The 22,726-nt window shown below is 64.7% G+C and carries 16 protein-coding genes; 9 read left to right on the forward strand and 7 right to left on the reverse strand.

Annotated elements, in window-relative coordinates; genetic code table 11:
- Positions 1-9: 9 nt before the first annotated feature.
- Positions 10-831 carry a transporter gene (locus tag F8197_RS16995; protein ID WP_152882811.1) on the reverse strand — a complete coding sequence of 274 codons (822 nt, stop codon included), beginning with the start codon at positions 829-831 and terminating at the stop codon, positions 10-12.
- A gap of 247 nt (positions 832-1,078) precedes the next feature.
- Between F8197_RS16995 and F8197_RS17000 the strand changes: the two genes are divergently transcribed.
- From F8197_RS17000 to F8197_RS17025, 6 genes are all read left to right on the forward strand, one after another.
- Complete coding sequence (locus tag F8197_RS17000) at positions 1,079-2,326, forward strand: efflux RND transporter periplasmic adaptor subunit (protein ID WP_152882812.1); 1,248 nt, start codon at positions 1,079-1,081, stop codon at positions 2,324-2,326.
- Between the two features lie 10 nt (positions 2,327-2,336).
- Positions 2,337-2,999 carry an ABC transporter ATP-binding protein gene (locus F8197_RS17005; protein ID WP_152882813.1) on the forward strand — a complete coding sequence of 221 codons (663 nt, stop codon included), beginning with the start codon at positions 2,337-2,339 and terminating at the stop codon, positions 2,997-2,999.
- A 9-nt stretch (positions 3,000-3,008) separates the two neighbouring features.
- Entirely contained in the window at positions 3,009-4,256 is a 1,248-nt protein-coding gene (locus tag F8197_RS17010) for an ABC transporter permease (RefSeq protein ID WP_152882814.1), read from the forward strand.
- Positions 4,256-5,455, forward strand: a complete 1,200-nt coding sequence (locus F8197_RS17015) for an ABC transporter permease (protein WP_152882815.1) — start codon at positions 4,256-4,258, stop codon at positions 5,453-5,455. The genes F8197_RS17010 and F8197_RS17015 overlap by 1 nt, the downstream gene beginning before the upstream one ends.
- 13 nt (positions 5,456-5,468) lie before the next feature.
- Positions 5,469-6,995 carry a sigma-54 dependent transcriptional regulator gene (locus F8197_RS17020; protein WP_152882816.1) on the forward strand — a complete coding sequence of 509 codons (1,527 nt, stop codon included), beginning with the start codon at positions 5,469-5,471 and terminating at the stop codon, positions 6,993-6,995.
- A 121-nt stretch (positions 6,996-7,116) separates the two neighbouring features.
- On the forward strand, positions 7,117-8,490 hold the full coding sequence (locus F8197_RS17025; RefSeq protein ID WP_152882817.1) for a PAS domain-containing sensor histidine kinase: 1,374 nt from the start codon (positions 7,117-7,119) through the stop codon (positions 8,488-8,490).
- Between the two features lie 55 nt (positions 8,491-8,545).
- Here F8197_RS17025 and F8197_RS17030 read toward each other — a convergent pair whose 3' ends face one another.
- Entirely contained in the window at positions 8,546-10,108 is a 1,563-nt protein-coding gene (locus F8197_RS17030) for a methyl-accepting chemotaxis protein (RefSeq protein WP_304506167.1), read from the reverse strand.
- Positions 10,109-10,414: 306 nt separating this feature from the next.
- On the opposite strand from F8197_RS17030, the gene F8197_RS17035 reads away from it, so the two are divergent.
- Complete coding sequence (locus tag F8197_RS17035; RefSeq protein WP_152882818.1) at positions 10,415-11,815, forward strand: L-cystine transporter; 1,401 nt, start codon at positions 10,415-10,417, stop codon at positions 11,813-11,815.
- A gap of 45 nt (positions 11,816-11,860) precedes the next feature.
- Here F8197_RS17035 and F8197_RS17040 read toward each other — a convergent pair whose 3' ends face one another.
- From F8197_RS17040 to F8197_RS17055, 4 genes are all read right to left on the reverse strand, one after another.
- Positions 11,861-13,282: an OmpP1/FadL family transporter gene (locus tag F8197_RS17040; protein WP_056139454.1), complete on the reverse strand. Its 1,422-nt coding sequence runs from the start codon at positions 13,280-13,282 to the stop codon at positions 11,861-11,863.
- A gap of 238 nt (positions 13,283-13,520) precedes the next feature.
- Positions 13,521-16,778, reverse strand: a complete 3,258-nt coding sequence (locus F8197_RS17045) for an efflux RND transporter permease subunit (RefSeq protein WP_152882819.1) — start codon at positions 16,776-16,778, stop codon at positions 13,521-13,523.
- A gap of 6 nt (positions 16,779-16,784) precedes the next feature.
- On the reverse strand, positions 16,785-17,954 hold the full coding sequence (locus tag F8197_RS17050; RefSeq protein ID WP_152882820.1) for an efflux RND transporter periplasmic adaptor subunit: 1,170 nt from the start codon (positions 17,952-17,954) through the stop codon (positions 16,785-16,787).
- 252 nt (positions 17,955-18,206) lie between these two features.
- Positions 18,207-18,626, reverse strand: coding sequence for a divergent PAP2 family protein (locus tag F8197_RS17055; protein ID WP_056139447.1), 420 nt, complete (start codon positions 18,624-18,626; stop codon positions 18,207-18,209).
- 141 nt (positions 18,627-18,767) lie between these two features.
- On the opposite strand from F8197_RS17055, the gene F8197_RS17060 reads away from it, so the two are divergent.
- On the forward strand, positions 18,768-19,850 hold the full coding sequence (locus F8197_RS17060) for a DUF475 domain-containing protein (RefSeq protein WP_056139446.1): 1,083 nt from the start codon (positions 18,768-18,770) through the stop codon (positions 19,848-19,850).
- Positions 19,851-19,887: 37 nt separating this feature from the next.
- Entirely contained in the window at positions 19,888-20,256 is a 369-nt protein-coding gene (locus F8197_RS17065) for a hypothetical protein (protein WP_019924874.1), read from the forward strand.
- A gap of 52 nt (positions 20,257-20,308) precedes the next feature.
- Here F8197_RS17065 and F8197_RS17070 read toward each other — a convergent pair whose 3' ends face one another.
- Positions 20,309-22,648 (reverse strand): hypothetical protein, encoded by a 2,340-nt coding sequence (locus tag F8197_RS17070; protein ID WP_227012287.1) that lies wholly within the window; start codon positions 22,646-22,648, stop codon positions 20,309-20,311.
- Between the last annotated feature and the right edge of the window lie 78 nt (positions 22,649-22,726).

A 22,726-nucleotide genomic window follows, 5' to 3' on the forward strand; every position in this document is an offset into this window, starting at 1 on the left:
GCGCAACTCCTAGAATTTGAGCGACAAGCCGACCGTCCAGCTCCAGTCGGGGGTATTTTTATTGAGCGCGCGCGAGACGGCCGTATCGACCTGCACCGATTTGCCCAGCAGCCAGGCGGCGCCCACGTCGAGGGTGTTGATCGAGCCGCCGTCGCGGGCATGGGCGATCTGCTGCGCCGAGTATTCGACAAAGGTGCGCAGGCGGTCGTTCCACTCCTTGCCCAGCACCACGGCGAAGATGCCGCTGGTGAAACGTTGGCCCTCGTCGTTGCGCTGCCAGGCCACGCCCGGCATCACGCCCAGCCCCAGGTCGCCGGGCAGGTCCCACTCGGCCACCACGCGCAGCGAACCGCCCTTGCCGGGCGCGCGGAACGGTGCCGAGCCGGTATCGAGGTCCCAATGCGCCAGCAGGCCCATCGATGGCCGCGCGCCTTCGTCATCGACCATATGCCATTTCACACCGACGGCGGTGTCGGCATAGCCAGTCTCGCGCAGGCGCTGGCCGGTGGCGGGATTGTCGGCGGTGGCGCGCAGGCGGCCGTCGGTTTCCACGCGCAGTTCCCAGTCCTCGGCCACGCCGAAGCGCAGCAAGGTGGGCGTGGAGACGGTGCGCAGCTTGATGCCGTCAGCCTTGTCGCGTTCCACGGCGATGCTGGTCTCGACCTGGAAGCGTCCCTTGCCCACCACGTTGCTCGACTCGACGAAGTCGGGGCGGTCGGTGACGATGCCGTCGTCGTCCTCACCAGCGCTGGCCGGGCCGGGCAGCATGAGCAGCAGTGCAACCAGTACGCCTGGCACGCCAGACCCCGCTGCGCAGATCTTGATCGCCATTTTCCGCCTCGCCTTATAGGTTTTGTGTCTCCACGGTATCACATTGTTTTGAATCAACGGTTGGTAAATTTCCACAGGCGGCGGTGTGTCCGGATCCGGGCAGCGGTGCCCGGCGCCGGGCAGGCCAGCGTTGGCAGTGCAACCTTGATCGCTACATAACATCTTGATTCAACAAGGATTTTATTCATGCCCGGCACTGGCACGGCAGTTGCACTATGTCGTGCAACTCAACCTTGCCGGAACACCTATGGATCAACCGCTCAGCCCGCACGTCACCGCCCGCCGCCGCGCCACCACCGCGCTGGCGGTGGCCGCCGTGCTGGCCACCGTGTGCCTGGCGGCATGGGGCCTCAACCGCGCTGTCGGCGCCAGCGTGGCGGCCGACAGCGTTAGCATCGCCACCGTGCGCGCCGGCGGCATCGCCAACACCATCAATGCCTCCGGCATCGTGATCCCGGTGCACGAAGAGCAGGTCGCCAGCCCGATCCAGAGCCGCGTGGCCAGGGTCCATGCGCGGCTGGGCCAGCAGGTGCAGGCCGGCGATTTGCTGCTCGAACTCGACAACCGCAGCGTGGTGCTGGCGATCGACAACATCAAGGAACAACTGGCGCTGCAGGAAAACCGCATCGTCGCGTTGACGCAGGAACTGGACCAGAAGCGCAAGCAACTGGTCAGCGCCATCGAGTTGTTGCAACTGGACTTGCAAGCCACGCGCGTGCGGCTGGGCCGCTACCAGACCTTGCGCAAGGCCGGCGGCGTGTCGGCCGAGGATTTGTTGACGGCCGAGCTGAACGTGCAGCGCAACGAGATCGCGCTGCGCCAGCAGCAGGAGCTGATCGAAGACAGCCGCCGCGCCACGTCCACCAATATCGATGGCGCCCGCCTGCAAAAGAACATCCTCAACAAGCAGTTGCAGGAGCAGCAGCTGCTGCTGGCGCAGACCGCCGTGCGGGCGCCGTTTGCCGGTATGCTCAGTTCGCTGCTGGCCGACGAAGGCGCCAGCGTGGCCATCGGCCAGATGCTGGCGCGGGTGTCGGAACCCAACAACTACAAGGTGGAAGCGTCGCTGTCGGACTTCCATGCGCGCGCGCTCGATCCGGGCCAGGCCGTGCTGGTGGAACAAGGCAACGTCAAGCTCCGTGGCGTGGTGCAGACCATCCTGCCCGAGATCCAGAACGGCACCGTCAAACTGCTGGTCGTGCTCGACGAGCCGCACCACGCCATGCTGCGCAACAAGCTGCGGGTGGAAGTGAACATCATCACCGAACAGAAGAAAAACACCCTGCTGGTCGATGCCGGCCCCGCCTTCAACGGTCGCGGTCCGCAAGACGTGTTCGTGGTCCGCGACGGCGTGGCCCGCAAGACCACGCTCGACATCGGCGCCGGCGACGGCAAGGTGGTGGAAATTTTACAAGGCGCCCGCGCGGGCGACCGCCTGATCACCTCCGATACCAGCCGCTACCAGGATCGCGACACCGTTCGCATCGACCACTAAAAGGAACACCATGATACGCCTGCAAAACGTCAGCAAAACCTATCGCACCGACAAGGTCGAAACCCTGGCCCTCAAGGATATCGACCTGCACATCGCCAGGGCCGAGTTCGTCGGCATCATGGGCCCCAGCGGCTGCGGCAAGAGCACCCTGCTCAACCTGATCGGACTGCTCGACGTGCCCGGCAGCGGCACCATCGAGGTCGGCGGTCAGCCGGTGGCGTCGTACCAGGACAAGCACGTGGCGCAGCTGCGCAACAGTACTTTCGGCTTCATCTTCCAGAGCTTTCACCTGATTAACGACTTGCGCGTGATCGACAACGTGGAACTGCCGCTGCTGTACCGCGACCTGCCCGCCAAGCGGCGCCGGCGCATGGCGCGCGAGGCGCTGGAAAAAGTGGGCCTCGGTGCGCGCATGGACCATTATCCGAACCAGCTTTCGGGCGGCCAGCAGCAGCGCGTGGCGATCGCCCGCGCCATCGTGGGCCAGCCGCAGGTATTGCTGGCCGACGAACCAACCGGCAACCTCGACAGCCAGATGGGCCGCGAAGTGATGGACATCCTGCTGCAACTGCACCGCGAGGGCACGACGGTGGTGATGGTCACCCACAACGAGCACGACGCCCGCCTGGCCTCGCGCATCGTGCGCGTGTTCGACGGCCAGCTGGTCGCGTAAGGGGCCGCCATGCTCCGAAATTACCTGCTGACGGCGTGGAAAGTCTTCATGCGCCGCAAACTGTTCACCGCCATCAATATGCTGTGCATCGTGCTGACGCTGGTGGTGCTGATGGTGGTCACCGCGCTGCTGCAAAACACGTTTTATCCGACCGGGGTGGAGGGCAAAAGCGAGCGCTTCGTGCAAATGATCTTGATGGAGTCGAGCCACTCCACCAAGAACAACCGCCGCAACGGCCTGTTCGGCTACAAGGTGATCGAGCAGTACCTGAAACCGCTGCAAGGCAAGGGCGGCGTGGAAGCGGTGTCGGCCACCCTGTTCCCGCAGTCGGTATCGGTGTACCAGGAAGGGCGCGTGAGCGAGGTGATGATGCGCCGCGTGGACGCCGAGTACTGGCAGATCCTCGACTTCAAGCTGCTGGCCGGCCGCCTGCCCACGCAGGACGATGACGCGCAAGGGCGTATGGTGGCCGTGGTCAACGCGTCCACCGCGCGCCGGCTGTTTCCCGGCCAGCCGTACCTGGACCAGAAAGTCAGCGTGGGCGGCCAGGTGTTTACCGTGATCGGCGTAGTGGAGGATGCGCTGCACCTGAACGCATATGCCGATATCTGGACCCCGATCACCACCCTGCCCTCCACCGAATACAGGGGCCAGATGTACGGCATGTTTACCGTGATGGTGCTGGGCCGTACCGCTGCCGACCTGCCCGCCATCAAGCAGCAACTCATTAGCGTGGCCCGCAGTGTGCCATCGGACAATCCGAACAAGTTCGATCGCAACCGCTTCTGGGGCGACTCCAAGCTCGAAGTCTTTGCCCGCCAGCTCACGTCGAGCCGTGCCGATGACGCGGGCGTGGGCAAGCTGCTCACCACCATCGTGGTGCTGATGCTGCTGTTCATGGCCCTGCCCGCGCTCAACCTGGTCAACCTCAACGTCGGCCGCATCATGGAGCGCAGCAGCGAGATCGGCGTGCGCAAGGCGTTCGGCGCCACCAGCGCCCAATTGGTAGCGCAACTGGTGCTGGAAAACGTGTTGCTTTGCCTGGCCGGCGGCGCGGTTGGACTGCTGGCGGCGGCCGGCGTGTTGTGGTGGCTCGAAGGGTCGGGCCTGATTCCGTATTTGCAGGTCGATCTCAATCTGGCCGTGTTCGGCTATGGCCTGCTGATCACGCTGGTGTTCGGTGTACTGTCGGGCGTGATCCCGGCCTGGAAAATGTCGCGCCTGGCGCCCGTGCAAGCCCTGAAAGGAACCGCATAATGTTGCGCCACCTGTTGAAACTGATCTGGCAGCGCAAGTCGCGCAACCTGATGCTGAGCCTGGAAATCCTGCTGGCCTTCGTGCTGGTGTTCGCGCTGGCGGCGTTTGCCGCGCGCTATGTCCAGCTGCAGCAACTGCCCACCGGCTTTGCGTACCGCGACCAGTGGATGGTGCAGATCCGCACCGGCAAACCGCTGGTCAACGACGCCGCCATCTACGACCAGTTGCAGCGCAACCTGATCACCCTGCCCGAGGTGAAGAGCGTGGCGTTTGCGGCCCTGCCGGTGTACGAGATGTCGCGCCGCATCGGCGACTACCAGCGTGCCGACGGCACCGGTCCCGTCCGCATAGATGTCCAGGATGCGAGTGACCAGTACGGCGCCACCATGGACATGCGCGTGACCAGCGGCCGCTGGTTCTCCGGCGCCGACGACGGTAACGACACCACGCCAGTCGTCATCAACCAACTGGCGGCCGAGCGCCTGTTTCCGGGGGCTGCGGGAGCGCCAGTGGGCAAGCTGTTTTCGGATGCCAGCGGTGACGCCAACCCCACCCGCTATCGCGTGGTAGGCGTGGTGGAGGCGTACCGCTCACAGGGCGAGTTCATGGCCCCGCAACCATTCATGCTGCCGCGCTTTCGCCCCGGCGTGGAGAAGGAGGCGATGACGATCATCATGCTCAAGCTGCAGCCCGGCACGCCACGCGCATTCGAGAGCACCCTCAGCAACCGCATCAAGCAGCTGCAACCGCAATGGTCGCTGGTGATCACGCCGCTGACCGAAGCGCGCGCCTCCATGCTGAGCCTGCAACTGGTGCCGCTCAAGATCGGCGCGGTGATCGCGGCGTTCCTGCTGGTGATGGTGGCGTTCGGCCTGTTCGGCGTGCTGTGGCAAAACACCACGCAGCGCATCCCGGAACTGGGTCTGCGCCGCGCGCTGGGCGCCACCTCCGCCAGCATCTACCGCCAGATCGTTGCCGAACAATTCCTGCTCAGTTCCAGCGCCATGCTGGTGGGCCTGGTGCTGCTGGTGCAGTTGCCGCTCACCGGTGTGATGGGCGAGACGCTGAACTGGCCGGTGTTCTGGGCAGCGGCGGCGCTATCGGCCGGTGTGATCTATCTGCTATCCTTGCTGTCTTCGCTGTATCCGGGCTGGCGCGCCGCGCAACTGAGTCCCGTGCAGGCGCTGCACTACGAATAAGGCTGTCGTATCGATGGAATCTCCCCGCAAGCAATGCATCCTGATTGTCGATGACGACAGCGCGGTCCAGGTGTCGCTGGCGCTGCTGCTCAAGCAGGCCGGCTACCACACCGTGTGCAGCGACGACCCGGCTCAGGCGCTGGCCGCGCTGGCGCGCCAGCCGGTGGACCTGGTGCTGCAAGACATGAATTTTTCGCTGCACACGAGTGGCGACGAAGGCTTGCAGCTGCTGACCGCCATCCGGCAAGCCCACCCGGTGCTACCGGTGCTGCTGATGACGGCGTGGGGCTCGATCGGCCTGGCCGTGCGCGGCATGCAGGCCGGCGCCTCCAATTTTTTCACCAAGCCGTGGGATAACACGCAGCTGGCGGAGCTGGTGCGGGCCACGCTCGATACCGTGGATCGGCTGGCCCCGGCAACAGCGGGATCAGCAGCGGACGGCGCTGCAGCAGGCGCGCTGGCCGGCACCTTGACCGGCGCCCCGGACGATCCGGCAGCCGCCAGCCCAGGGCAGTCGCGATCGCATTGCGCCGCGCACGCCGAACGGCGCGCGCTCGACGCCCGCTTCGATTTTTCGGCCATCGTCGGCGAGCACCCGCGCCTGCTCAAGGTGCTGGCCACCATCGGTCAGGTGGCCGCCACCCGCGCGCCGGTGCTGATCCTGGGCGAGAGCGGCAGCGGCAAGGAACTGGTGGCGGACGCCATCCACCGCAACAGCCCGCGCGCGGACCAGGCCATCGTCAAGATCAACATGGGGGCGATCACGCCCACGCTGTTCGAGAGCGAAATGTTCGGCCACGTGCGCGGCGCCTTTACCGATGCGCGCACCGACCGCAAGGGCCACGTGGCCAGCGCCCACCAGGGCACGCTGTTCCTCGACGAGATCGGCGAACTGAATCGCTCCGACCAGGTCAAGCTGCTGCGCGTGCTGCAAGACCAGAGCTACCAGCCGGTCGGCGCCAGCCGCACCGAGCGCGCCGATATCCGGGTGGTGTCCGCTACCAACCGCGAGCTGGCCGAACTGGTGGCGGCCGGCGACTTCCGCGAAGATTTATTCTATCGTCTCAACCTGATTACCATCCGTCTGCCGGCGCTGCGCGAGCGGCGCAGCGACATCCCCTTGCTGGCGCGCCACATCCTCACCGACGTCGCCCGCAGCTACGGCCTGGGACCGGCCACGCTGGCGCCGCAGGCGCTGGAATGGCTGTCCGCCCAGCCGTGGCCCGGCAATATTCGCCAGCTCAAGCAGACGCTGGAGCGCACCCTGCTGCTGGTCGGCAAGACCGAACTGAAACAGGCCGACTTCATCGCCGCCGAACAGCACGAGCACGGTGGCAGCATCGCCGGCAACCGACGCCTCGGCGTGGACGGCATGACCCTCGAGCAGGTGGAGCGCCACATGATCGCCCACGCGCTCGACCAGCACCAGGGCAATATCTCGCGCGTGGCCAAGGCGCTCGGCGTAAGCCGCACCGCGCTGTACCGGCGCCTCGAGCGGCACGGCCTGGGTAGCGCTGCCGAAACCGAGCCCCAGCCATGAACGAACCGCGAAAGACCGTCGCGAGCGGTTCGGTATCGTCGGCAGTAGCGCCGGTGCGCGGGCACGCGCTGCGCAATGCAGCGGCGATCACAGGGCGCGCAGCAGGTCTTGCGAGGTTCGCATGAGCTTGCGCCACAAGCTGTACGCCTATCTGGTAGTCGTACATGTGCTCGCGATCGTGCTGATGGTGGTGCTGCTGCGCGATACGCCGCAAACCATGCTGGCGCTGGAAGCGGCGCTGCTGGTGAGCCTGTTCCTTGGCCTGCGCCTGATCGGCCGCGCGCTCGAGCCGCTCGGCTACACGCGCCACTTCCACGACCTGCTGCAAGACCAGCACTATGCCGCGCGCCTGCAAGGCAGCGGCGATGGCGAACTGGGCGAACTGGTGGCGCTGTTCAACACCATGCTCGAACGCCTGTACCGCGAGCGCCTGCAACTGGGAGAACAGCAGGGTTTTCTTGACCGGCTGCTGGAAGCGACGCCCAGCGCGGTCATCGTGTTCGATTTCGATGGCAATGTCAGCCTGCTCAATGCCAGCGCCCAGGCGCTGGTCGGTACACCCGCCGGTGCGCCGGCGCCGTGCGGCCAGACCCTGCGCGCGCTGGCCAGGGACGATGGCGATCAAGGCCTGCTGGCGCAACTGGATGCCCTGCCGCTGGGCGAGAGCCGGATGCTGACCGCCGCCAGCGGCCGCCGCTACCGGGGACAGCGCGGCCAGTTCCACGATCGCGGTTTTCCGCGCCACTTCCTGCTGGTCGAGGAACTGACGGAAGAACTGGAAAGCTCGGAAAAATCCACGTACGACAAGCTGATCCGCGTGCTCGCGCACGAGGTCAACAACACGGTCGCGGCCACCGGCTCTGTGCTCGATTCGCTGCTGTATTATCGCGGCCAGCTGGCCGAGCGCGACGGCGAGGATTTCGGCACCGCGATTGCCGCCGTCAAGCAGCGCAACGTGCGCCTGGGCGAATTCATCGAACGTTTTACGCGCGTGGTCAAGATGCCGGCGCCCGAGCTGCGGCCATGCGCACTGCGCGACATCATGGACGACATCCTGTACCTGTACCGCGAACCGTGCCGCAGCCGGGGCATCCAGATCGGCTGGGGCCGCTGCGACACGGCGCCGCTGCTGGCGCTGGACCGGCAACTGATGGAGCAGGCGCTGCTCAACGTGGTCAAGAACGCGATGGAGGCGGTGGAACAGGCGGCCGGTGAGCGGCAAGCCATCAAGTTCGTGCTGGCCTGCGAGGATGGCGCGGTGCGCCTGTCGGTGTTCGATACCGGCAACCTGCTCGGCGGCGTACCGGCCGAGCAACTATTTACGCCGTTCTTCACCACCAAGAAAGGCGGCCAGGGCATCGGCCTGCTGTTCGTGCGCGAGGTGATGGGCCGCCACGGTTTTCAGTATCGGCTGGCGGCCACCGGGGATGGGCGCACGGTGTTCGAGGTAATAGTGCCGGTGGTGCAGACTGGATTCCCGCCTGCGCGGCAATGACGGATTGACGTTCTGGCGCCGATAACACGTCATTCCCGCGCAGGCGGACCGGTTTTCAGTGCGCCGCCAACCGGGGTACCGCCTTGCGCGATAAAGCTGGCTTCGCCGACACCGGCGCCGCCGGCAAGCCATCGACGCGGAACACGCTGACGATGCGCTCCAGGTTGGCCGCCTGCTCTTGCAAGGCTTCCGCTGCGGCAGCGGCTTCTTCCACCAGCGCGGCATTTTGCTGTGTGACGGTATCCATCTCGGTGACGGCCTGGTTGATCTGCTCGATGCCGGCGCTCTGCTCGTGGCCGGCGCTGGAAATTTCCACCATGATGTCGTTGACGCGCTGCACGCTGTCCACCACGTCGTTCATGGTCTGCCCGGCCTGCTCGACGAGCTTACTGCCGATTTCCACCTTTTCGACCGAGTTGCCGATCAGTTCCTTGATCTCGCGCGCGGCCGAGGCCGAGCGCTGCGCCAGGTTGCGCACCTCGGTGGCCACCACCGCGAAGCCCCTGCCCTGCTCGCCGGCGCGCGCCGCTTCCACGGCGGCATTCAGGGCCAGGATATTGGTCTGGAACGCGATGCCGTCGATGACGGCAATGATGTCGACGATCTTGCGCGAGGAATCGTTGATGGCGCCCATCGTATCGACCACCTGCGCCACCACCGAGCCGCCCTGGCGCGCCACGGTCGAGGCGGCGTCGGCCAGCACATTGGCCTGGCGCGCATTGTCGGTATTCTGGCGCACGGCGCTGGTCAGCTCTTCCATCGACGAGGCGGTTTCTTCAAGCGCGCTGGCCTGCTGCTCGGTGCGCGACGACAAGTCCTGGTTGCCGGCCGCGATCTCGGTCGAGGCGGCAGCGATGGTCCGGGTGCCGGTGCGCACTTCGGTAACGATGGCCGACAGCGCATCGCGCATCATCTTCATCGCGTGCAGCATGCTGTGGTTGTCGTCGTGGCGGGTATCGACCGCCACCGTCAGGTCGCCGGCAGCGATGCGGCCGGCGATGTCGGCCGCGTAGTCGGGTTCGCCGCCGAGCTGGCGCAGCAGGCTGCGCGCGATCAGCACCGAGGCCACCACGCCGATGGCGATCGCCAGCGCGCTCAGCGCCAGCATCACGGTGCGGGCGCGCGCATAGGCGGTGGATGCGGCGTCGGCATCGGCCTGATTAGTGGCGCGCTGGAGTGCGGCGTATTCGGCCATGGCGTCCTGCCACTGCTGGGTAACCGGGCCGGCCTGCTTCATCAGTACTTCGGTGGCAGCCACGTCGTCGTGCGCGCGGGCCAGCTCGAACACCTTGTTGTTGAACTCGCGTGACGCATTCTGCATCCCGGCAATGCGGTCGCGGATGGCCACGCCGGCAGCGGTGGCCGGCATCGCGGCCAACTGGTCGCGCGCCTCGTCGTAGGCTTTGCGTGCGCTGGCAACCTTGTTCATTTCGTTGGCGATGGCTGCGTCATTGTCGAGCAGCACCACCGAGCGCGATACGCGCGCAACGATATGGACCGATTCCGACATCCGTCCCACCAGCTCGGTTTTCACGGCATTCTCGTTGACCACGCGGTCGAGCTTGGCATGGATCGTGCTCATGTTGTACACGCCCAGTGCCGCAATCGACAGCAACATACCAGCACCAGGCCGAATCCCAGTGCCAGCTTGGGCCCGACCTTCATACGTTTGCTTGCCATGCTCTCCCTCCTGGTGGACATGGTATCAAAACGATAGTTGTGATACGGAAATGAATATCGATTTTAACGCAGTCCGCAGCGTGGTCCCAACTTTCAGCCCTTATATGAAAATCTTATGGAGATATAGCTAAATATTCGTTTCTTGAAACACTTCGTTATCCCGCAGCGTAATCAACCCCTATAAAATGGCTGACCCCGCCAGCTGTTTGCGGGCTTTATTTATTTGCAGTGAAAGAAGAACAATATGGCGATCAACGTGATACTGAACCTGGTGGCAGCCGCCGTGCTGCTGGGCGTGCTCTACATTCTCCAGCGGCGCAATGCGTCCTTTTCGGTGCGGGTGTTCACCGGCATGGGGCTGGGCGTGGCGCTCGGTGCGGCGCTGCAGGCGATCTATGGCGTGGGCGCGGCCGAACTGGCCACCACCAACGAGTACCTGGACATCGTTGGCTCCGGCTACATCAAGCTGCTGCAGATGATCATCATGCCGCTAATTATGGTGTCGATCATCTCGGCCATCCTCAAGCTCAAGGGCCTCGATTCGCTGGGCAAGATCAGCGTGCTGACCATCGGCACGCTGATGCTCACCACGCTGGTGGCGGCCGGCATCGGCATCCTGATGGCCAAGGCGTTCAGTCTTACCGCCGTGGGCCTGACCGCGTCAGCCGCCGACGTCGCGCGCGGCGTGTACCTCGAAGGCAAGGTCGGCACGGCGCAGGCGATTTCGCTGCCGAACATGCTGCTCTCGTTCATTCCGGCCAACCCGTTCCTCGATCTGACCGGTGCGCGCAAGACGTCCACCATTGCGATCGTGATCTTTGCCGTGTTCATCGGCGTGGCAGCGAGCGGCATCCACGACAAGAAGCCTGATCTGTTCAGCTCGTTCGATCACTTCGTGAAAGTAGCCCACGCGATCGTCATGCGCATCGTCACGCTAGTGCTGCGCCTGACGCCCTACGGCGTGTTCGCGCTGATGGCGGGCATGGTGTCCACGTCGAGCCCGACCGACATCCTGCACCTGATTGACTTCGTGCTGGCGTCGTACAGCGCGCTGCTTCTGATGTTCGTCGTGCACCTCTTGATCGTCACCGGCGCCGGCCTCAACCCGCTGCGGTTCGTGAAAAAAATCCTGCCGGTGCTGACCTTTGCGTTCACCTCGCGCAGCAGCGCCGGCTCGATTCCGATGAGCGTGGCAACCCAGACCCAGCGCCTGGGCACGTCCGAAGGCATCGCCAACTTTGCCGCCTCGATCGGCGCCACCATCGGCCAGAATGGCTGCGCCGGCATCTACCCGGCCATGCTGGCGATCATGATTGCGCCGACCGTCGGCATCGATCCGTTCACGTTCAACTTCATCGCACCGCTGCTGGCCATCATCACCATCGGTTCGGTGGGCGTGGCCGGCGTCGGCGGCGGCGCCACGTTTGCCGCGCTGATCGTGCTGTCGTCGATGAACCTGCCGGTGGCGCTGGCCGGTTTGCTGATCTCGATCGAACCGCTGATCGACATGGGCCGCACCGCGCTCAACGTCAGCGGCTCGATCACGGCCGGCACCCTGACCAGCCGGGTGATGGGCGAAACCGACATGGCCGTGTTCAACGGCGATGCCGACCTGTCGATCGACAGCGACAGCAAAGCGGCGTAAAAAAAGGGGCTCCAGATGGAGCCCCTCTTCATTGCAGCGCTGATTTTAGAACTTGTAATTGTACGACAGGCCCAGCAGCGAGATATGGGTCTGCGACAGGCCGCGCGTGGTTTCGCCGTTGCCGGTGCAGGTGCGCGACAAGGTGTTGCACAGGTTGGTGTAGTTGAGCGGCGCATCCTTGAAGTCGAGGTAGCTGTACGCCATGTCGATCGACGAGCGGTCGTTCAGCTTCCACTTGGCGCCCAGCGAATATTGCACGCGGTCGCTGTCCGGCAGCGCTGGATGGCGCAGCTCGGCGCTGACCACCGGCGATTCGTCGTGGGCGATACCGGCGCGCAGGGTCAGGCTGTCGCTGTAGGCGTAGCTGGTGCCCAGCGACAGGCGCACCGTGTTCTTCCATTGCTGGCGGATCACTTCGGCGCCTTCGGGCGTGCCCGGGAACTCGATCAGCAGGTCGCCCATGCGGTTGTGGCGCGACCAGGTGATGTCGGCCATGCCGGCCCACTTGGAATCGAACTGGTGGAAGATATTGCCGGATACGGTTTCCGGCGTGCGCAGCTTGACCAGCGCGGCCGAGTTGACACGATGCGACGCGGTCTTCAGCGCGGCATTGACGACCGGGTCGGTGGTCGAATTCGAGAATTCCCACACCGTGCTGCCCTTGAGCTTGTGGGCAATCGACGAACGGTACGACAGGCCGAAGCGGGTGCTTTCATCGACCGTGAACATGTAGCCGAGATTGAAGCCGTAACCCCAGTCCTTGACGCTGTTCGAGCCATGGCCGTCGCCAGCTGTCGCCAGCAGCGCCGGGTTGCCGCCGGCGGCAACGATGCCGGCCAGCAGCGCCTGGCGCTGCGCAGCGTTGGCTGGCGACTGCAGCTGGGCAATGGTGCCGCGCACATCGACGCCCTGGCCCAGCTCGGCCTTCATGAACTCGGCCGACACGCCGAAGCCGAACGCATGGCGCTCGTTGACCTTGAACGACAGCGAAGGATTGATGGTGACCGACTTGAGCATCACGTCGGTCAGCGCGTAACGGCCGGCCCAGGTGTCGCCGTAGTCGAGCTTGGAGCCGTACGGCACGAACAGGCCGATACCGGCGGTCCACTGGTCGTTGATTTTCTTGCTGGCGTAAATCGATGGCGCGGTTTTCACCGATGGCACGTAATCGGACGGGTTGCCGCCGCCGGTCTGGCTGCCGACGAAACGGGTCGAGCCGGTATCGTTATAGGTCGAATGCGGCACCACGAACGTGGCGCCGGCACTGATCTGCGTGCCTTCCAGGCGCGACAGGCCGGCCGGGTTATAGAAAATGGTCGATGGATCGTTGGCTTCGGCGCCGCTGGCGTCAGCCGTGCCCTGTGCCGACACGCTTTGCGAACCGAAGCGGTAGCCTGAGGCGTGGGCGTTGAATGAGAGCGCGCCGACGGCGGCGGCAATGACCAGGGGAAGAATCTTACGTTGCATGGTGTCGTCTCTTTATATTGTAGGGTTGTCATGTTCCCGCGCCGCGCCGACCGGGCTGGGCGTTACGGTGCTGGAAGGCCAGCAGCTTACCTGACGGAAGTCCGCGCACGAAAGTCAAGTTACTAGAGGAAAACCCCTAATATTTCACTTGAAACCGAGCGCCTGCTCTGCACTGAAAACGTCAAAAAGGGGCCGAAGCCCCTTTTGAAAACAACAACTTATGACAGCATCGCTGGTTCTACGCCACTTTCTTGGTGTAATCGCCGCGATCGTCAGGCGGCGCCTTGCGGGTGCCGTTGATCAGCATCCGCACCGCCATCATGATCATGCGATAGACGAAGCGCACCAGCACCAGGAACAGCACGATCTCGACAAACGTGATCAGTACCGCCAGCGGCAGGCCGAAGCCGCCGGCGCGCGCGCCCCAGTACGCCATGCGGCGCTGGAACTTGATGGCCAGGTTTTCACGCATGATCTCGATGCTGTCGTAGAACGTCGGCACCATCAGCAAGGTCAGCAGCGTGGACGTGATGGTGCCGCCGATGATGGCCACCGCCATCGGACGGTAGAACTCGCCGCCTTCACCGAGCGCCAGCGCCACCGGCAACATGCCCGCGATCAGCGCGAACGTGGTCATCAGGATCGGCCGCAGGCGCATGCGGCCCGCGTACATCAGCGCGTCTTCGCGGCTGTGGCCCTCTTCCTCGCGGGTACGGGCCGCTTCCAGCAGCAGGATGGCGTTCTTGGCGACCAACCCCATCAGCATGATCACCCCGATCAGGCTCATCAGGTTGAGGGTGCTGCCGGTAACCAGCAGGCCCACCACCACGCCGATCAGCGACAGTGGCAGCGACAGCATCACGCCGATCGGCGCCATGAAGGAACCGAACTGCATCACCAGGATCAGATACATCAAGCCCACGCCGGCCAGCAGCGCAATGCCCATGGCGCCGAACACTTCCTGCATGTCCTTGCCGGCGCCGCCCAGCGACAGGCCGTAGCCGGGCGGGAAGTCGATCGACTCGGCCAGCGCCTTGGCGGCGTTGGTCACTTCGCCGTCCGAGCGGCCCTGGGCGTTGGCGGTCACGGTGATCACGCGCTTGCCATCCTTGTGCTTGATGGTCGATGGTCCTTTACCCATGGTGACGGCAGCGATCTGGTCGAGCGGCACCATCTGGTTGGTGCCCACCACGGCAATCGGCAGACGTTCGATGTTTTCCGCGCTGGCGCGGTCTTCCGGCGCCAGGCGCACCGCCACGTCGCGCGATTCACCGGTCGGGTCCACCCAGTCGCCCACTTCGATGCCGGCAAACGCCACCCGCAGCGCTTGCGCCGCGTCGCCGGCAGCGATGCCCATCGAGTTGGCCAAGCCACGGTTGAGCACGATTTGCAGCTCGTCCTTCGGATCCTGCTCGGACAGCGTGACATCGACCGCACCGGGCACCTTGCGCAGGCGTTCCATGTAATCGGTGGTAATTTCCATCAGCTTGCGCGAATCGGCGCCGGTGAACTGGATCTGCACTGGTTTGCCGCCGCCGTTGGCCAGGTCGTCCTGCACCGTGTATTCGGCACCGACCAGGCCGGCCAGTTTTTCGCGCAGCTCCTTGGCCACCTCGGCCGAGGAACGGTTACGCTCATTTTTCTTGCCCAGGTCCACATAGATCTTGCCGCCAGCCACATTCACATAGGCATTGGTCTGCTTGACTTCCTTGATGGTAAAGGCGATGTCGGCAGCGTTCTGCAGTTTCAGGCGCGAATACTCGAGGCTGGACGACGACGGCGTGCGCACATCGACAGCAATGGTGCCGAAGTCGGACGCCGGCAGGAAGCTGCTGCCGCCCTTCCACATCTGCAAGCCGATCGCGGCCACGAACGTGAGCACCGCGATGATGCCCATGGTGCGGCGGTGGCGCAATGCCCAGGCGATCACGCGGCCGTAGCGGTCGGCCTGGTGGTCGAACCAGATATTGAAGCGTTCCAGCACGCGGCTGATGCCGGTGCGCGGCTTGGTGTGGTGGTCCGGCGGGTCGCCCCAGAACGCCGACAGCATCGGGTCGAGCGTAAACGAGATCAGCAGGGAGACGGCCACCGAGCAGGTCACGGTCAGGGCGAACGGCCGGAACCACTCGCCGGTAATACCGGGCATGAACGCGACCGGGATGAACACGGCCATGATCGAGAACGTGGTGGCGGCCACCGCCATGCCGATTTCCGCCGTGCCCTTGAGCGCGGCGGTGCGGCGGTCGGCGCCCATCTGCATGTGGCGCACGATGTTTTCCCGCACCACGATGGCATCATCGATCAGCACGCCGATTGCCAGCGACAGGCCGAGCAAGGTCATGAAGTTGAGCGTGAAGCCGCACAACCACACGCCGATGAACGCGGCCAGCACCGAAGTCGGCAGCGACAGCGCCGTAATCAGGGTCGAGCGCCACGAGTTGAGGAACGCGTACACCACGAAAATGGTCAGGCCGGCGCCGAACACCAGCGCCTCGATCACGTTGTTGAGGCTGGACTCGGCATCTTCGCCGCCGTCCTGGGTGATTTCCAGTGCAGTACCCTTCGGCAGTTCCTTGTTGATCTCGGCCGTGAGCTTGCGCACCGCGTGCGCCACCGAGACGGTGGACGCGTCGCGCGAACGGGAAATCGAGATGCCGACGTTGGGCTTGCCCGAGCGCACGCTGAGCGAGCTCATTTCGGCAAAGCCGTCTTCGATGGTGGCCACCTGCGACAGGCGCACCAGGTCGTCGCCGTTACGCTTGATCACCACTTGCTGGAAGTCTTCGGGACGCTCGATGCGACCCACCAGGCGGATGCTTTTTTCGTCCAGCTCGCCGCGCACCTTGCCGACCGGCGCATTGGTGTTCTGGTTGCGCAGCGCGTTGACCACGTCGCCTACCGACACATTGTATTCACGCAGCTTTTCCGCCTTGAGCAGCACAGAGAGCTCGCGCTTGAGCGAACCGTCGATATTGACAGAGGACACGCCGTCGATGCCGCGGAAGCGGTCGGCCAGCTTGTCTTCGGCCAGGCGCGAAATGGCCGAGTGGGTTTGCGCAGTCGACGACAGCGCCAGCTGCATGACCGGCTGGGCCGAGGTATCGATCCGTTGCAGGATCGGCTCACGCATCTCGATCGGCAGCTTGTAGCGCACCGCCGCGATGGCGTTGCGGATCTCGTCGGACGCTTCGATCAGGTTTTTGCTGAACCCGAACTTGACCTGGATGCGCGCCGTGCCTTCGGACGCGGTGGAGTTGGTCTCGGTCACGCCGATAATCGACTGGAACGATTTTTCCAGACGGTTGATGATCTCGCGCTCGACCGTCTCGGGTGAGGCGCCCGGGTATGGAATGCTGACGATGATGAACGGGATTTCCACGTCCGGGTTCTGGTTGACCCGTAACTTGCTCAGGGCCATCAGGCCCAGGCACATCATGGCCACGATCAGCACGATCGTGGCGACCGGCTTCTTGACACTGAAATTCGATAAGAACATGGCTGTTTATTCCTTCTTGTCTGCCACGGTGGCGGCTGGCGCCGACGCGACGGCCTGGGCCGGCTTGGCAACTTTCGGCGCAATGAACGCCACTTTCAGGCCATCCTTGAAGTTCGAGCCGGGCACGCGCATGATGGTGTCGCCGGCGGCCAGGCCGGACAGCACCTGCCAGTTACCGGTACGCTCGTCGCGGGTGCCGATGCCCAGCATCGCCTTGTTCATCACGCCATTTTTCACGCGCCACACGTAGCTGACGTCGCCGGCCTGCACCAGCGCTGCCTGCGGCACTGTCAGCGCGGCGTTGACTTGCGCCTCGACCCGACCTTCCGCGTACAGGCCGGCCACGCGCGGCTGCGCCGGTCCGGCAAACGAGACCAGCACTTCCACCTGGCGGGTGACCGCATTGGCGGCCGGATCGACGCGCTTGACGGTGCCGGCGAAGTTCTGGCCCGGGTAGCCGTTGACGCGGAACAGCACCGGCTGCCCCACCTTGACCACGCCGATCTTGTCGGCCGATACCGTGCCCTCGAAGCGCATGCTGGCCGGATCGATCACTTTCACCAGTTCCTTGCCCACCTGGGCGGTGTCGCCGTTGGACACTTTGCGTTCGCTGACGATGCCGTCGAACGGCGCGCGCACCACGGTGCGGCCCAGTTGCTGGCGCGCGGTGACCAGGCGCGACTTGGCGGCGGCCAGCTCGCTCTGGGCGGTATTGCGGCGCAGTTCCACGTCTTCCAGCGCCTGCGACGACACCATGCCCGACGAGCGCAACGTGGTCTGGCGCTCAAGCATGCGCTGGGTCTGGTCCAGCGATTGTTGCGCGGCGCGCGCGGCTTCCTCGGCCGAATTGACGTTATCGCGGATCGAGGTCTCGTCCAGGCGCAGCAGTACGTCGCCCTTTTTGACCGGTTCGCCATTTTCCTTGAGTACTTGCAGCACGATCGCGCTCACTTCGGCGCGCAGGTCGGCGCGGCGCTCGGGCTGGATCGAACCGGTGATGACCGGGCCCGATGCCAGGCCGCTCGACTGCACCACCAGCGTGTCTTCGCTTGCAACCTGCAAGGTAATATTCGCAGCCTTGGCGGCCGCTTCTTTTTTCTTGGCCTCCTCGGCTGACTTGTTACACCCCGCCAAGGCTGTAGCGACGGCGATAGCGAGCAGGGTTTTGCGCAACATAAATAAATCTCCGGATGATGGACAAGTAGTAATGAATAGTAATTAGAATTTTGGACAGACTACAGCGCGCAGAGTATCCCCGACTGACCGTGAGCGGTCAATGCGCCTGCGACAGACGGCAGAATCTGTGGCTGAATTGCGAAATTGGGGGATGAGCGGGAATTTTGGCGGATAGCCGGCAGCAGTCGGCAACCGCGTATGCCGGGTTCCGCCCCTGGACGAAGGCCGAACCCGAGTGGCACTGCAGGGGAATCAGCGGCCGAAGAAGTGGTTGATCACGTGGGCGATGGCGATGCCGGTGCACAGGCCACCGGCAATTTCGACCAGGGTGTGGCCCATGCGCTCGCGCAGCCACTTGTGGCCGCCATCCTTGCCGGCCAGGCGGTTGATGGCGGCCGCCTGCTTGCCCACGTGCTGGCGCAGGCTGTTGGCGTCGATGATGACGATGAAGCACAGCGTGACCGCCACGCCGAAGGCCGGGTGGCCAATGCCCTCGCGCAGCGCGATCAGGGTGGCCATGCTGGAGACGACTGCGCTGTGGTTGCTGGGAAAGCCGCCGTTACCGACCAGGTTGAACGCCCACTGGCGCGCCTTGGCGCTGTTGATCAGGAACTTGATCGGGCCCACGGTGATCCAGGTAATGAGGGGAGTGACGAGATACGCGATATCCATCCGATAATCCTTTGAATTGTTGTGGCGTAAATTTTTGTGGCGCAATTATCGCAGAACCACACACAGCGGCCCAGCAATGATGCCTGTCCTTCTACATCTCGGCTAGAATTGCTTCATCCCTAAACTTCCAAGAAGAACAATATGCGGCACTTTGGTGTTTCCTTTGCAGTCACCTTCATTCTCATGGGCCTGGCCGGCTGGTGGGGTTTCAATCATGGCGGCAGCGCCGGCATGCTCTCGGCGCTGTGGATTTGCGCCGTGCTGGGCGTGATGGAAGTCTCGCTGTCGTTCGACAACGCGGTGGTCAACGCGTCCGTGCTGCGCCACTGGAACGAATTCTGGCGCAAGCTGTTCCTCACGGTCGGCATCCTGGTGGCCGTGTTTGGCATGCGGCTGGTGTTTCCGCTGCTGATCGTCTCGGTCGCCACCGGCCTGGGCCTGTTCGACGTCTGGACCATGGCCACCACCACTCCCGACGAGTATTCGCGCCACCTGACCGAAGCGCATGCCCAGGTCGCCGCCTTCGGTGGCGCCTTCCTGCTGCTGGTCTTCCTCAACTTCCTGTTCGACGAGGAAAAGGAACACCACTGGCTGGGCTGGATCGAGGAAAAACTCGGTGCGATCGGCACCGGCGGCCTGGCCGTGCTGCTCACCCTCGCTGCCGTGTTCGGCTGCATGACGATGGTGCCGGAGAAAGACAAGCTGAGCGTGCTGACCGCCGGCGTGGTCGGCGTGGTGGTGTACCTGGCGGTATCGTGGCTGTCCGACCTGCTGGAACAGGACGGGCCGACCGATGCCGAAGATGGCGATACCACCGAATCCGGTGTCGGCAGCAAGAACGGCGTCGGCGCCGTGGTCGGCACGGTGGCGCGCGGCAGCATCGGCGGCTTCCTGTACCTGGAAGTGCTGGACGCGTCGTTCAGCTTTGACGGCGTGATCGGCGCCTTTGCCATCACCAAGGACGTGGTGATCATCATGCTGGGCCTGGCCATCGGCGCCATGTTCGTGCGGTCGCTGACGGTATTTTTGGTGCACAAGGGCACGCTGGACGAGTATGTTTACCTGGAACACGGCGCCCACTATGCCATCGGCATCCTGGCGCTGATCATGCTCACCAGCGTGAAATACCATATTCCCGAGTGGTTTACCGGCTTGTCGGGCGTGGCGTTCATCCTGATCTCGCTGTGGTCATCAATCCGTTATAAACGGCAGCACGCTGCGTGATAAGATTCCCAATCTTGCTTAACTTGACTGCCCATCCATGAAATCGAAACGCGTGTTGCTGTACTTTATCGGCTTGGTGATCGTCGCCATGCTTGCTTTTGCCGCCTATACCTGGACCATGCTCAATGTGTCCTACTCGGATGGCGAAAGGGCTGGTTACCTGCAAAAGTTCTCGCGCGTGGGCTGGTTCTGCAAAACCTGGGAGGGAGAAATCCTGCTGACGTCGATGCCAGGCGCGATTCCGGAGAAATTCTTCTTCAGCACGCGCGAAGAAGCGGTAGCCAAGGAGTTGTCGGCTGCCATCGGCAAGCGCGTGGTGCTCGGCTATGCCCAGCACCGGGGCGTGCCGACGCAGTGTTTCGGCGAGAGTGAATATTTTGTGACGAAAGTGACGGTCCAACCGTAACAACCGTAACGTTACCCACCTGGATTCCCGCGCACGCAGGAATCCGGTTTGCTTACCGCGCCCGCCACACCGGCTGCACCATCCGCGCTTCCTTGCGGGCACGGGCAGCATCGAGCGTCTCCACCACCCCGCCTTCAGTCATGGTCAGCTTGGCCAGCACCTTTTGTGCGGCGCCGTAACGGCGCGTTTCCAGTTCCACCATCTGCTGTTTGGCTGCCGTCATCGCTGCCGTGGTGTCGGCCACCTTGCGCTGCATCTCGGCGTGGGCCTTGGCTGCCTGCAGCAGGGCTTGCTGCGCCACCAGCTTGTCCGACACGGCCGCCAGCGCGGCCAGTTCCTGCTGCTCGCGCTCGCGCACGGCGGCCAGCTGCGCTTCCTCGGCCTCGGCGCGCTGGCGCGCTGCTGCCAGTTGCGACTCTTCCGCTTCGGCGCGCTGGCGCGCTGCGTCGGCCACGGCCTGCTCCGCTTCCAGGCGGCCGGCAATCGCCTGCGACGCCTTCACTTCCGCCGCATTGGTGATGCGCTGCTGCGTGAGTTTCTGGTTGATCAACGCCAGCGACTCGCGCTCGGCAGTCACGAACGCCTGCTCCGCTGCCAAGAGGGCCTCGGCGGCGGCGGCCTTTTCCTGCTCCACTTTGGCGCGCTCGGCGTGCACCACGCCCAGTTCCACGGCCAGGCGCGCCTGCGCTTCCAGCGCGCGGGCGGCAACTGCCTTCTGATCGGCTTCCAGCGATACTTGCGCGGCCAGCTGGCGCGCCGCTTCCGCTTCGGCGTCGGCAACGGCGGCCAGACGCTGTTCGGCAGCCTGCTGCGCGCGCAATGCCTCGGTTTGCTGCTGTTCGGCGGCGGTGCGCTGGCGCGCGGCTTCCTGGGCGCCCTGCTCGGCCGCCAGCTTGGCGCGCAGCGCGGTCAAGGCCTGCTGTTCGTCGGCCGCGCGTTGTTGTTCGGCTTGCAGCGCGGCTTGCGCCTGGGCGGCGCGCTGCCGGGCCAGCTCGCTGGCTTCGGCCAGGGCGTCGGCATGCAGCGCCAGCGTGGCCGCTTCCTGTTCTTCGGCCTGGTTCTGGCTGGCGGCCAGTTCGGCGGCGGTGCGCGCCAGGGCGGCGCGTTCGTCGGCCAGGGCGGCAGCGCGCTGGTGTTCCTCGGCTTGCACGCGGGCCGCTTCGGCGGCAGCGAGATCGCTGGCCTGGCGCAGCTTGGCTTCATCGAGCGCACGCGCTTCGGCTTCGACGCGGGCGTGGGTATCGAGTTCCGCTTCCTGTTCGGCCTGCACCCGGGCCAGCGCCACGGCACGCAGCTGGTTGTCGGCTTCGATGCGGGCTTCGGTGGCAGCCATGATGCGGGCGTCCGCTTCGCGGCGGGCCTGGGCGCTGGCGGCGGCCACCATTTCCAGGCGTTCGCGGTTGAGCGCGGCGTCGCGGATTTCCTTTTCGGTTTGCAGGCGCAGGTGCAGCGACTGGGCGGCGCTGCGATCGGATTCGGCCTTGGCCAGGGCGATCTGTTCGCGCTCCTGCTCCAGGTGGGCCAGCGCGCGTGCTTCTTCCAGCGCCCGCACTTCGGCGGCGGCGCGGTTGAAGGCCGATTCCAGCGCGATCTTGTCGGCGCGTTCGCGCTGCACGGTCAGGTCCAGCGCTTCGGATTCCGCTTCGGCCAGCATCTGCGCGGTCTGGCGCGCCGAGTGGGCGTGGCGTTCGCGTTCGCGCGCCAGGGTGGCCATGCGGGCATCGGCACTGGCGATGCCCACCACCTGGTCCTTGGCCGCTTGCACGGCAGCCACGCGTTCGACCGCTTGCAGGCGCGCTTGTTCGGTTTCCACTTCCAGTTCGTCGGCGGCGCGCGCGGCCTGTGCGGCCAGTTCCGATTCGACGGCGATCTGCTCGGAGGCGCGCTTGCGGCTTTCGTTTTCGGCGCGGGCACGCTGTTCGGCGGCCTGGCGGATCAGGTTGTCCGCTTCCACGCGCGCGCGCAGTTCGGCGGTTTCCTGTTTCACGGCGTCCAGCCGGGCCACGCTGGCCTGGGCGGCGGCGCGCAGCGATTCGAGGCGGTCGCGGTTGGCGGCAATCGCGTCTTCGGATGCCTGGGCGTTTTGCTGGGCGGCGGCGGCAGCAGCGGCATCCATCGCGGCGCGGTCCTCGGCCAGCGCGCGGGCGCGCGACTCGGCGTGGGCGCGGTTTTCGGCGGCGCAGGCGGCTTTCGCTTCCGCTTCCACGCGGGCGATGGCTTCCTGGATGGCCTTCATTTCCATGGCGGCGCGCGGGGCGTTGACGGCGGGCGCCGGTTCGCGAGCGTCGATCACATCGTCGTGCAGCGAAATCTTGGGCAGCGTGTCAGACAGGGACGTGAAGGTGGCGCTGCCGTGATCAACGATATCGCTGGGGGCCAATTGTGCTTGCATGAGAGTTCTCGCTGACGGTATGTCCCGATCCACACCGGGACTTCTGAACAGTCATTATCGAGCAGCGCGATGGCCGGC

The organism is Duganella sp. FT27W, assembly GCF_009295655.1.
GTDB classification, from domain to species: domain Bacteria; phylum Pseudomonadota; class Gammaproteobacteria; order Burkholderiales; family Burkholderiaceae_D; genus Rugamonas; species Rugamonas zoogloeoides.

Excerpts from the sequence above, each read along its gene's own strand:
- F8197_RS17025 (WP_152882817.1), top strand. The coding sequence starts at position 7,117 with ATGAGCTTGCGCCACAAGCTGTACGCCTATCTGGTAGTCGTACATGTG.
- F8197_RS17050 (WP_152882820.1), bottom strand. The coding sequence starts at position 17,954 with ATGTTGCGCAAAACCCTGCTCGCTATCGCCGTCGCTACAGCCTTGGCG.
- F8197_RS17060 (WP_056139446.1), top strand. The coding sequence starts at position 18,768 with ATGCGGCACTTTGGTGTTTCCTTTGCAGTCACCTTCATTCTCATGGGC.
- F8197_RS17010 (WP_152882814.1), top strand. The coding sequence starts at position 3,009 with ATGCTCCGAAATTACCTGCTGACGGCGTGGAAAGTCTTCATGCGCCGC.
- F8197_RS17015 (WP_152882815.1), top strand. The coding sequence starts at position 4,256 with ATGTTGCGCCACCTGTTGAAACTGATCTGGCAGCGCAAGTCGCGCAAC.
- F8197_RS17065 (WP_019924874.1), top strand. The coding sequence starts at position 19,888 with ATGAAATCGAAACGCGTGTTGCTGTACTTTATCGGCTTGGTGATCGTC.
- F8197_RS17035 (WP_152882818.1), top strand. The coding sequence starts at position 10,415 with ATGGCGATCAACGTGATACTGAACCTGGTGGCAGCCGCCGTGCTGCTG.
- F8197_RS16995 (WP_152882811.1), bottom strand. The coding sequence starts at position 831 with ATGGCGATCAAGATCTGCGCAGCGGGGTCTGGCGTGCCAGGCGTACTG.
- F8197_RS17030 (WP_304506167.1), bottom strand. The coding sequence starts at position 10,108 with ATGTTGCTGTCGATTGCGGCACTGGGCGTGTACAACATGAGCACGATC.
- F8197_RS17045 (WP_152882819.1), bottom strand. The coding sequence starts at position 16,778 with ATGTTCTTATCGAATTTCAGTGTCAAGAAGCCGGTCGCCACGATCGTG.
- F8197_RS17055 (WP_056139447.1), bottom strand. The coding sequence starts at position 18,626 with ATGGATATCGCGTATCTCGTCACTCCCCTCATTACCTGGATCACCGTG.
- F8197_RS17020 (WP_152882816.1), top strand. The coding sequence starts at position 5,469 with ATGGAATCTCCCCGCAAGCAATGCATCCTGATTGTCGATGACGACAGC.
- F8197_RS17040 (WP_056139454.1), bottom strand. The coding sequence starts at position 13,282 with ATGCAACGTAAGATTCTTCCCCTGGTCATTGCCGCCGCCGTCGGCGCG.
- F8197_RS17005 (WP_152882813.1), top strand. The coding sequence starts at position 2,337 with ATGATACGCCTGCAAAACGTCAGCAAAACCTATCGCACCGACAAGGTC.
- F8197_RS17070 (WP_227012287.1), bottom strand. The coding sequence starts at position 22,648 with ATGCAAGCACAATTGGCCCCCAGCGATATCGTTGATCACGGCAGCGCC.
- F8197_RS17000 (WP_152882812.1), top strand. The coding sequence starts at position 1,079 with ATGGATCAACCGCTCAGCCCGCACGTCACCGCCCGCCGCCGCGCCACC.